Origin of the sequence: Bradyrhizobium sp. Mp27, from assembly GCF_029953005.1 — a bacterium.
GTDB classification, from domain to species: Bacteria; Pseudomonadota; Alphaproteobacteria; order Rhizobiales; family Xanthobacteraceae; genus Bradyrhizobium; species Bradyrhizobium barranii.
This window is the reverse complement of record NZ_JASAUS010000218.1, coordinates 1-9,141: the sequence shown is the minus strand read 5'-3', so window position 1 is coordinate 9,141 and position 9,141 is coordinate 1. Positions and strand designations below refer to the sequence as shown.

Annotated in this window: 9 protein-coding genes and 3 pseudogenes; 8 read left to right on the top strand and 4 right to left on the bottom strand. The window is 59.1% G+C overall.

All coding sequences use genetic code 11. The features are described from left to right. Positions 1-281: 281 nt before the first annotated feature. Entirely contained in the window at positions 282-749 is a 468-nt protein-coding gene (locus tag QJT78_RS45665) for a hypothetical protein (RefSeq protein WP_038945378.1), read from the bottom strand. 151 nt (positions 750-900) lie between these two features. Here QJT78_RS45665 and QJT78_RS45660 point away from each other — a divergent pair, with 151 nt between their 5' ends. Beyond that, complete coding sequence (locus tag QJT78_RS45660; protein WP_155258148.1) at positions 901-1,311, top strand: hypothetical protein; 411 nt, start codon at positions 901-903, stop codon at positions 1,309-1,311. Between the two features lie 183 nt (positions 1,312-1,494). Here QJT78_RS45660 and QJT78_RS45655 read toward each other — a convergent pair whose 3' ends face one another. Continuing rightward, positions 1,495-3,045, bottom strand: a complete 1,551-nt coding sequence (locus tag QJT78_RS45655) for a winged helix-turn-helix domain-containing protein (protein WP_028153717.1) — start codon at positions 3,043-3,045, stop codon at positions 1,495-1,497. A 256-nt stretch (positions 3,046-3,301) separates the two neighbouring features. Here QJT78_RS45655 and QJT78_RS45650 point away from each other — a divergent pair, with 256 nt between their 5' ends. Continuing rightward, the gene (locus tag QJT78_RS45650) at positions 3,302-3,805 is read left to right on the top strand and encodes a hypothetical protein (RefSeq protein WP_155258147.1); all 504 of its coding nucleotides are present in this window, start codon (positions 3,302-3,304) and stop codon (positions 3,803-3,805) included. A gap of 338 nt (positions 3,806-4,143) precedes the next feature. Continuing rightward, positions 4,144-4,320: pseudogene (locus tag QJT78_RS45640) on the top strand (SOS response-associated peptidase); the annotation flags it as partial. A gap of 30 nt (positions 4,321-4,350) precedes the next feature. Here the strand turns inward: QJT78_RS45640 and QJT78_RS45635 are convergent. Then, on the bottom strand, positions 4,351-4,638 hold the full coding sequence (locus tag QJT78_RS45635) for a hypothetical protein (protein WP_028153713.1): 288 nt from the start codon (positions 4,636-4,638) through the stop codon (positions 4,351-4,353). Positions 4,639-4,922: 284 nt separating this feature from the next. Here QJT78_RS45635 and QJT78_RS45630 point away from each other — a divergent pair. Continuing rightward, positions 4,923-5,288: pseudogene (locus tag QJT78_RS45630) on the top strand (SOS response-associated peptidase family protein); the annotation flags it as partial. Positions 5,289-5,435: 147 nt separating this feature from the next. Here the strand turns inward: QJT78_RS45630 and QJT78_RS45625 are convergent. Next, positions 5,436-6,014, bottom strand: coding sequence for a hypothetical protein (locus QJT78_RS45625; protein ID WP_028153712.1), 579 nt, complete (start codon positions 6,012-6,014; stop codon positions 5,436-5,438). A 103-nt stretch (positions 6,015-6,117) separates the two neighbouring features. Here QJT78_RS45625 and QJT78_RS45620 point away from each other — a divergent pair, with 103 nt between their 5' ends. The 4 genes and pseudogenes from QJT78_RS45620 to QJT78_RS45605 all read left to right on the top strand — a co-directional run bounded on the left by QJT78_RS45620 (position 6,118) and on the right by QJT78_RS45605 (position 8,121). Continuing rightward, positions 6,118-6,426 carry a hypothetical protein gene (locus QJT78_RS45620; RefSeq protein ID WP_155258146.1) on the top strand — a complete coding sequence of 103 codons (309 nt, stop codon included), beginning with the start codon at positions 6,118-6,120 and terminating at the stop codon, positions 6,424-6,426. Positions 6,427-6,817: 391 nt separating this feature from the next. Next, positions 6,818-7,000: pseudogene (locus QJT78_RS45615) on the top strand (SOS response-associated peptidase); the annotation flags it as partial. Positions 7,001-7,073: 73 nt separating this feature from the next. Next, the gene (locus QJT78_RS45610) at positions 7,074-7,610 is read left to right on the top strand and encodes a hypothetical protein (RefSeq protein ID WP_028153710.1); all 537 of its coding nucleotides are present in this window, start codon (positions 7,074-7,076) and stop codon (positions 7,608-7,610) included. 31 nt (positions 7,611-7,641) lie between these two features. Next, positions 7,642-8,121: a thermonuclease family protein gene (locus QJT78_RS45605; RefSeq protein ID WP_049808034.1), complete on the top strand. Its 480-nt coding sequence runs from the start codon at positions 7,642-7,644 to the stop codon at positions 8,119-8,121. Positions 8,122-9,141: the final 1,020 nt, after the last annotated feature.

Below are 9,141 nucleotides of genomic sequence, written 5' to 3'. Positions count from 1 at the left end.
ACGCCCTCCCGACGCAACGACAAAACCGTAAAGCCCCGCGTTCAGCATAACCCGGCAGGAATCCACTTAAATCCAGCGGGGCGCTGTCCAAACAACCGGGGCCAGCTCTCCTGGCAAGCGGCAAGCGACGTGGTGTTCTTGATTGACAAACTCCGTGGCTATGTCGTGATAGCGGCCCCGACTGATTGGCGCGTCGTCTATCTTGATTGCAAGAGGTCCTGACCCGCTGGAAGGTCCCGCCCGTCGCCTGCTGGCGCTCGCGCTCGCTAATCTTGCGCGGCTCACCTCGTTTGACGGAGCGTTGGCGAGGTGATGTAGCTCTTCGACACCGCTTGCGGGAGCGTCAGGCACTGGCGATAGCTAGTTGCCGTCCGGTTCTGTGCCTTTGCCATTGCCTCGGCGTCACGGTCGAACACACTCTTGCCCGCGAGGCAAAGGTTTAGGTTTCTTGCTGGCGGCGTGTCCATGAAGTAGGCGTGGAAGGTAATGTCGCCAACCGTTGGCCAGATTTCGATGAGGACCACCGTGTTGCCGTCGACCTCCGGGTAGGGCTTAGGCGGATACTTCAGTTCTTGGCCGTGTGCCATGATCGGCACCATCAGACAGGCAATCACACTGCCGATCATGGTGAAGACCCGTGCGAGCCAACGGCGTGTATCGGGTGTCGGGTCGGCCTTGAGGTCGGGCGCGTCGGCAATCAGGCTGCCGAGCCGCAGGTAGATTGCTTCTGCCGTCAATGGGTCTGTCATAACCGATCCGCGCTGAAATTCGGTGGAGTGTGACCTGCCCGATGTTCCAAGCCAACGGTTCGGCTGTGGATGTCCCAAGGAAATGCGTTAGGCCGCTGGCGACGTGCGCGTTGGTCAAGCTACGATGACGCAACTTTAGGGGTGGGGGCCTTTGAACACCATGAATGGCTGGAACAGGCTGTTTGTCGTCGTTGCCGTCGTGTGGGCGCTTGTCGCGCCGTTTTTGTTAATGGCCGAGAGCAATAAGCCCGTACACAGCATGCACAGTCTGTGCACTGACACTGCGTATCAACTCTACGGCTCCAGCAGTTCAAGCAAGCTCGACATGAATAGATATCGGACAGAAGTAGCGAAATGCTCTGAGGCATTCGTCCGCGACTTCACCAGCGTGCCGGGGATATTCGGTGCCATGATTGGCGCGGGAAACTGGACTTTGGGTCTCGTGGCTTGGGGCTTCATCGTCATTCCAATGGCGCTGTTGTGGATTGTCGCGTGGGGCGTTGGACGTGTCGTTCATTGGGTCGCCGCTGGGTTCCGGCAGAGACCATCGGCATCAAGATAGGGTCTCCGGTCTCTGCGTTGGCGGTGGCCGCCTTCGGATGGCCACCCTCCCGGAATGGTCGTCCGGGTCCTCTGGGGCGCGCGAGAAAGGCGGGGACCGCGCGACCGCGCCTACTGAGGGTATCTGCTGCGAGAAAATCCGTGGTTGCAGTTGCATTCTAATTCGTGATGCCGCGAGCAAGGTTCATTCGGGCAAGCCTGCTTTCCGAAGGCCCTCGATCAACAGCTTCGCGTTTGATTGCCCGCCCCGCGCGATGAACGCTGATATTGTAAAGGCGGGATCGAACTCAAGCAGACGCGCCACCAACTCACGGGCCCCAGCCTCGCGCCCGAGATGGGCGAAAGCGGACGCGAGACAGCAGTAAGCTGGCCAATAGGAGGATTTCTGGCGTTGGGCCTTCTTGCCTGCAACGATGGCCTCGTCAAAGCGACGAAGCTCGATCAAGGCTATGCCCATCGCGACAAACGACGAATGTAGCAGCGCGTCTATCGGGTTCACGCGAATGGCACGTTCGAAGCTCTGGACCGCTTCCTGCGGTAGCCCCGCAGCTCTACAGACCCAGCCTCTGGCGGACCATGCTCCAAATGAATTGGGATTGAGCGCGACTGCCCGGTCAGCCATTTCGATCTCACTTTCACAATCGCCAATCATGAACGCCGAGATTACAGCAGCCGCTGCTAACGTATCTGGATCACTATCGTCGACGCTCAATGCCAAGCGAGAAAGCCGAACGGCTTCCCTGCGGTCGAATTGGGGATCGTCAGCATAGCCGAAAAGGACGTTTCGCATGTGACAGAGACCTGCGAGAGCCGCGGCACCGCCGAACCGAGGGTGCAGTTCCAAGGCGCGGTGAGCCAACCTGATCGCGTCGGCCAACCCTTCGCGGGTCGCCAGGTAAGACTGCGGCAGAGCGCGGAGATAAAAATCATAGGCAGTGAGGTTCTCCGGTCGGCGCCGCGCCGCCATTGCGATTTCCGTTTGAACCAATTTTGGCTCGATAGCTGAGACAACGGCGACCGTCACTTCGTCCTGAAGCGTGAAAACGTCTGTCAGGTCGCGCTCGAACCGATCCGCCCAGATGTGCGCGCCGGTCACCGCGTCAATCAACTGCCCTGCGATGCGAACTTTCCCCGCTGCCGTGCGCACAGACCCCTCAAGGATATAGCGCACGCCAAGCTCGTGCCCGACCTGCTTCACGTTCACCGCCTTGCCCTTGTAGGTAAAGCTGGAATTGCGGGCGATCACGAACAGCCATTTGAACCGCGAAAGCGCGGTGATGATCTCCTCAACCATCCCATCCGCGAAGTATTCTTGCTCGGGATCGCCGCTCATGTTCTCGAACGGCAGCACTGCGATGGAGGGCTTGTCCGGGAGCGCAGGAGCGGTCTCGGGCGCATCGCCCGGATTTGGGCCCGCAACTTCTGGAGCCTCCCGCACCTGTCCGACGAAACGGAAGCCCTTGCGCGGAAGCGTCTTGATGAGGCGCTGCTCCTCGCCGGTATCGCCGATGGCAGCGCGGACAGCATTCAGGCGGGTCGTAAGCGCAGCATCGGACACGATCCGACCATTCCAAACGGCGTTGATAAGGTCGTCCTTGCTGACGACGCGCTCCCTGTTTCGGATCAGGTATTCGAGCAGATCGAACACCTGCGGTGCAATGGAAACAGCCTCTGCCCCCCGATGCAGTTCGCGTCGGTCGATGTCAAATGCGAATTCCTCGAAGCGATAGCGCAAGTTGCGAACCCCTCACGGTGTCCTCCCTTCGCAGGAAGGCATCTTCGCGCACCCAAAGGATAAGCCGCTGGCATGAAACATGTAAACCGATGGTTGAGCGGGTTTGAGCCGTGGCATCTCATGAGATCCAGCGGAGCCCAACCTCCGGATTTGGTCATTCGCGACAGGGTAGCCAACGGCAAGTCCGGGCATGGTCCGCTATCCCGCCGAAAGCGGAAGTGAGCTATCCTGCCGCGATGCAACCGGAATGACGCTGATGACCGAGACCGTCAACGTTGATTACCCGCCCGTCGCCAAAGGGGCCGCAGCCGTCAGCGCGTCGGCATTGGCGCGGCACCTCGATTGTAGCCGGGCCTACATCGACAAGCTCGAAGCCGGAGGCGTGATCCAGCGGCAAGGTGACGGCTTCCCGCTCGACCAGAGCCGCGTTGCCTACCTCCGCTACCTGCGGCGCGAGCGGCAGCAATCGCCGCGTGGGGAGGCGGACGCCGATCACGTCAAGGCAAAGACCGAGATGCTGCAACTGCGGTTGATGGAGAAGAAGCGAGAACTGGTGCGGCGCGCGGATGTCGATGAACTGATCGAGGGCCTCTGCGGCGTGGTTCTGACGCACTTGTCGGGCATGCCTGCGCGGTGCGCGCCGCGTGGTGATCTTGCGACCCGGCGCAACATCGAGCGGGTCGTGTTCGAGGTGCGAACCGAGATGGCCAAGATCTGCCAGGAAATGGCCGACAAGTCCGGTGAGCCTCACGACCTATGACGAGCGCGATCTAGGGATCGCCGCGCGCGGCCCCGGCCACTCTGCGCAATTAAGTTGTTGCGTTGCGGGATAATAGCGCTCTGGTCCATTTCTACTCCCCGAGCTATTCTGATGATCGGCTGGGGGGCCTTAGAATGTTCGATGTGTATCTGAGCGACAGGCGAGATCTGCTGGTTGTACGCAATGGTTTGCCAATTCCTTTTCCTGACGCGTCGAGCAGATGGCGAAAGAAGAAAAAAGTAGCGAGTGTCAGCGAGGACATTAAGCTCGCCATTCAGAGACAGGGCTACTACATGCGCAAGCTAACGGACTTTGAGAAGCGGTAGTCCGCAAAGCGCATGTGCAACCTCTACAGCATCACCACCAACCAAGCCGCGATTGCCGCACTGTTTCGCGTCGTCAACCGCTACGTCGGCAACCTCGCGCCGATGCCGGGCGTGTTTCCAGATTATCCGGCTCCGGCGGTGCGCAACACCGACATCGGGCGCAATTTGAGCATGATGCGCTGGGGCATCCGCCACCACCGCAATCCGGGACACTGACCGTCAGGCAGCAGCTTTGTTCTTGATTGCACCAATGAGCGCAGTGAGTATGGCTCCGCCAGCGCCACCGGCAACTACTTGCGAGATAACGCCGCCGACAGTCAGATTACCCGACTGGGCTGCAGCTACGACCGATGGCAGTAACAACGTCACGACCTGCCCGAGAACCCCGCCTCCGACCAGGCCAGAAATGACGTTACCAGCGGTCCCAAGATCAAATGTCGGCGATGACTTGCCTGCGCCAACGCCGCCAAGCGCTCCTGCAACAAGGTTTATCAAAATCTGCTCCATTTCGATCTCCTGTGATCTGCAGCATTGGTAATCTCACACAAAGACGAGACGGCTCCGACGCGGGGTTGAGGGGGCGAGCGTCGGAGCCGTCCCGCTCCGCCGACCGCTCGCGTGTGGGTAGTCGATCCAAATGGTCGTCGGTGGGGTTGTAGCAAGCGGCAGGATCGCCCAACGACCATTGATTTATGTCAACGCACTAAGGCAACCGAGACCACGGTCGGAGCGGCTAATAGCCGAAGCGTATGCCAATCGCCAAAAGACTTGGGCTTGCGGCATCAACGTAAAAGGATGTGGTCTGGTTCGTACTGAATGAGCAGCGTCTGCTGTTCGCCTTCGCGGGCATCTGGACGACGTTCAAGGGTGATCGCGGAACGAAGTCCAAGCCAGTGCCTGGGCCGCATGAGGTCTACGGGTTTCTGACGACATCGCCGAACGCGGTGGTCGAGCCGATCCATCCGAAGGCCATGCCTGTGATCCTGACGACCGATGAGGAGCGCGACGTTTGGATGCACGCGCCTTGGGACGAGGCCAAGGCGCTGCAACCACCGCTGCCGGATGACGCGCTCAGTATCGTCATGCGCGGGGCCGATGAAGAGGATCGCGCGGCGCGAACACAACTCAACAACCCTTTCCTTGACGGTCGCGAATGAATGAACAATTTCGATGGTCATTCAGCGGCGTCCCTCCGGCTTCATCGAACCGTGTCTACCGTCGAAGGTGGCCAAGCCGCCGTCCGACCCGGACTGGGTCCACGAAATCAAGCACGAGGGCTACCGGCTGATGGTGCGCCGGGATGCTCATCGGGTTTTTACCGCCGCGCAGAACTGTTCCGTGACCGCCGTTGTTTCCTCGGTGACGTTCCAGCCGTTCGCCTCGGCGTTTTTCCTGGCCAACTTTTGCTCGTTCTGGAGCATCTGCTTGATTTGCGCGTACGGCTTCCAGTCGGCCTTGGATAGCTTGACGGGGGGTGCACCGCAGACGTTGTGGGCAATCGCTTTCTGTACACTTGTGCTAACGTCGCTCATGAGGTCCTCGACGACGGAAGTGAAGCGCGCCTTGGCGTATTGGCTGTTGGCCGCGATAAAGTCCTTGCAGAAGGTGACCCGTTGACCTCCATCGCGGGCCTTGATGTAGGCCGTCTGCGCTTCGTAATGGAGGCGGTAGGCCAGTTTGTCGGCGTTCGGGTCGGATTTCACCGCTTCGAGCATGGCGCGGTGGTCACTCGAAGTGGCCTCACTGATCCTGATGTCACATACTTTGGCGAGGGAGAAGACCGGAGCGTAGGCCCGCACCTCGGCTTCCAGGGCATCGTTGGCGCGCGCAACTGGTGCGCACAGGCTGGCGGCGATTGCGAAAGCAGCGAGACAGCGTTTCATTGATGCCATGCTCCAGATCACCAAACAGTAAGCGGCCGCCTCGGCGCACCTCGGTCTTCATAGTTCTGACCAAATGGCGAACCCGATGTACGCGAGTACGGCCATGCTCAGAACGATGACCGCAATCGCGGTAAGTTCGATGGTGAAAAGTCGTCTTGATGCCATGCACCACTTTTTGCGGCAGTCGAGCGGCGGCGTTGATCTTAATCAAGCCGCCTTCTCGGTCGCTGGAGCGGTTCCCAGGGTGCTGGAGCGGGAACCTGTGGATGCGCGCGCCGTGGGATGTAGCCCAGGGCGTTGCAGCGGCCATTGCCGGGTGATGCGCGCAGGATCGTCATGCGCGGCGAGGATGAAGAAGATCGGACGACGGCATGAACTGGACAGCGTTGTAAAATTTAAGGGGCTTCAGTGAAATTGGACGCAAAGGTCGTAATCGGAGTTCTAGTCAGTGCATTGCAATTTATTTCGTCCTCAACGTATGCCGACGGTCGGAGCGTAGCATATCTGCAAGGTGTCGCTTTTGGCATCGCTGCGAACTGTCCAAAGCTGCACTTAGACGCCAAAGCTATCGCGCTCTCGAAAAGAGGTATTCCGGGGCTACGGCAAGGCAATGCAAAGGAATTTTCCGAGGGCGCGTTTCAGTTTCACGAGTTGCTAAACAGCACACGCGAGAACGAATGTGATGTTGGCGCTTGCACTTACGAAAACGTATGCGGCTTTCGCCCGGGCACATGTTATTTCGTGAAAGAACCGGAGGAGGAAATGCCCAAATGAACTATCCAGCTCATTTCGGGACGAAGGCGAACGCGATGGTCGAGCCGATCCATCCGAAGGCCATGCCGGTGATCCTGACCACCGATGAGGAGCGGGACGTGTGGATGCGCGTACCGTGGGATGAGGCCAAGGCGCTGCAGCGGCAGTTGCAGGATGAGGCGCTCAGGATCGTGATGCGCGGCGAAGTTAAGGAGGATCGGGTGGTGGCATGAAATTGGTCGAGCTACGGACTTTCCCATCACCGTCAAATTTGCAATATGGCCGAAAAATGGACCAAAATCACCAATGCCCCGGATCGCACTAGCACTATTGTTCTTCCTAATACTGCCGTCACACGCTTTCGCGCAAATGATTGGCGATCAGCGATGCAAAGATCAACAATTCACGTCTGGCCAAATTGACAACTTGCTCCGCAACGCGCGTGCGATAATCGACATCGTCGAAACAGTCCCTCCGGATGAAGCAGAATACATTCACAACGAAGCCAAAATCGCTTTGGAGCAGCAAAATCGAGCGCGCTTCAATGCTGTCGCAGGCCGCCGCTACTATGCAGCGTTGCAATTCCATGACGAGGCCAAAGTTATCGTTCAAAACCTGACTGCTGCTCGCTCGACTTCCGGGCGCGACTTGGCTCGCTATCTTGTCGTTGCTCTCTCGGGTTTTGTAGATCTGAACGACGCGACGAAATCGTACATTGATGCGGATCGGAAGCGGAATACGCCAGTGCTTTCCGAGGAAAGCCGCAGCACAATTTACTATCGGCTACCTTTTGCTAAGAGCCAAACGGTCAGCCTCTTGCAATGTGTGATCAGTGTTCTCTAGGACGATCTCACTCGCGGGCCTAGTTGGCGTCATGATCGTCGCTTCAAGCGGCCTCAGCTTGCCCGCCGACCTAACCGGCCAAGCCAGCGTCATCGACGGCGACACCCTCGAAATCCACGGCACCCGCATACGGCTCTGGGGCATCGACGCGCCCGAAAGCAGCCAGCTTTGCCGGGGCGGGGACAGCCTGCCGTATCGCTGCGGTGCCGGGACCGCGAACGCGCTTGCAGAGTTCATCGGTGGTCAGCCCGTGTCCTGCATGCGGGTGACACTCGACCGATATGGGCGCACGGTGGCATCATGCGCGGCTGGTGGCTTCGACTTAGCCGATTGGCTCGTGCGACAGGGTCTGGCGCTGGACTGGCCGCGATACAGCCAAGGCCGCTATACCGAGGCGCAAAACGAAGCCCGCCGCGATGAGGGCGGGATATGGTCCGGCAGTTTTGTCGAGCCGTGGCGGTTTCGCGATTGCGTCAGGCTCGGCGGGCAACCGGCGGTGTGCTCGGATTAGCGGTGCGTCCGCGCATTATTCACACCTTACTTGGGAAGGCGAACCCAGGACGATCTCTGGCTTTCCTTTGTAGGGTTGGACTTGGCCTGTGATACTGCACGCCTTGCCGGTAACGTTTGGCAGAACAGAAAAGGCGCCGGCGTTTTTGGTAGGTATCCAGCCGGTGAAGGCTTGGTTAGGGTACGTGCCGCCCATATTGAGAAACCTGTTTTCTCGCGCTGATGTCGTATCAGCCGAGATGACGCCCTTCACGGTGACCAACTGGCCTTGATAGTTCGGGGCTTCCTCTGGGCGGATCGTTTTGGCCGGGGGTTCTGCGAAGGCCGCAGGGACAATTCCAAACAAGCCAAAAAGCACAGCATCATCTTGAGCATTATTGTCCCCGTCGCACGTGTTCCAGGTGAGTTATGAAGGGACATTTGTCACAGTTCAATTGCCCAGCGAATGCTCGCCAACTTGGATAGCCGAATTCAGTACGATGCCCTGGGCCGGGTTGTCCCTGCCCACCGCTGTAGAACGTTGACGAACTGCACGCCGAGCAATGTCGACGGAACCGTGTTATTGCGGAGAGGGATCTCGCCCTGCGCTCCGCCGACGTCCCTTGCCGCGCCCCCGCCTCGGGTTGCGCTCGTCGTTGTCGTTAATGGCGGTCTGCCACGCGATGACCTGATCGCGAAACCAAAATCGTCGGTTCGGGCTGACGTACACCGCTCGTGGAAATTTTCCGGAGCGTTCTAATCTCCACAATGTGGTGCGGGAAATCGGCACGAGCTCGAGGACCATGCGCTCCGTCAACATGGGGCGCAGTGGAGGCAGATCGTGTGGTCCATCGTTGTCGTTGCTCATCGGTCAATCTCGACATCGCGTGAAACAGCGTGGCGCGTACGGTAGCTCGACGCAAATGTCAGTCTGTGTTTCGGCATGGAATAAGGACCCCGTTTTCGGGGTGATCGGCATCCAATCGGGACCCCGGGATAAGGGTCCACAGTGGCTTCCATCGAGTCATGGAAGCCGAGGTTG

Coding starts and splice junctions, on each gene's coding strand:
- QJT78_RS45620 (WP_155258146.1), top strand. CDS start 6,118: ATGCTCAGAACGATGACCGCAATCGCGGTAAGTTCGATGGTGAAAAGT.
- QJT78_RS45665 (WP_038945378.1), bottom strand. CDS start 749: ATGACAGACCCATTGACGGCAGAAGCAATCTACCTGCGGCTCGGCAGC.
- QJT78_RS45605 (WP_049808034.1), top strand. CDS start 7,642: ATGATCGTCGCTTCAAGCGGCCTCAGCTTGCCCGCCGACCTAACCGGC.
- QJT78_RS45610 (WP_028153710.1), top strand. CDS start 7,074: ATGCCCCGGATCGCACTAGCACTATTGTTCTTCCTAATACTGCCGTCA.
- QJT78_RS45625 (WP_028153712.1), bottom strand. CDS start 6,014: ATGAAACGCTGTCTCGCTGCTTTCGCAATCGCCGCCAGCCTGTGCGCA.
- QJT78_RS45635 (WP_028153713.1), bottom strand. CDS start 4,638: ATGGAGCAGATTTTGATAAACCTTGTTGCAGGAGCGCTTGGCGGCGTT.
- QJT78_RS45650 (WP_155258147.1), top strand. CDS start 3,302: ATGACCGAGACCGTCAACGTTGATTACCCGCCCGTCGCCAAAGGGGCC.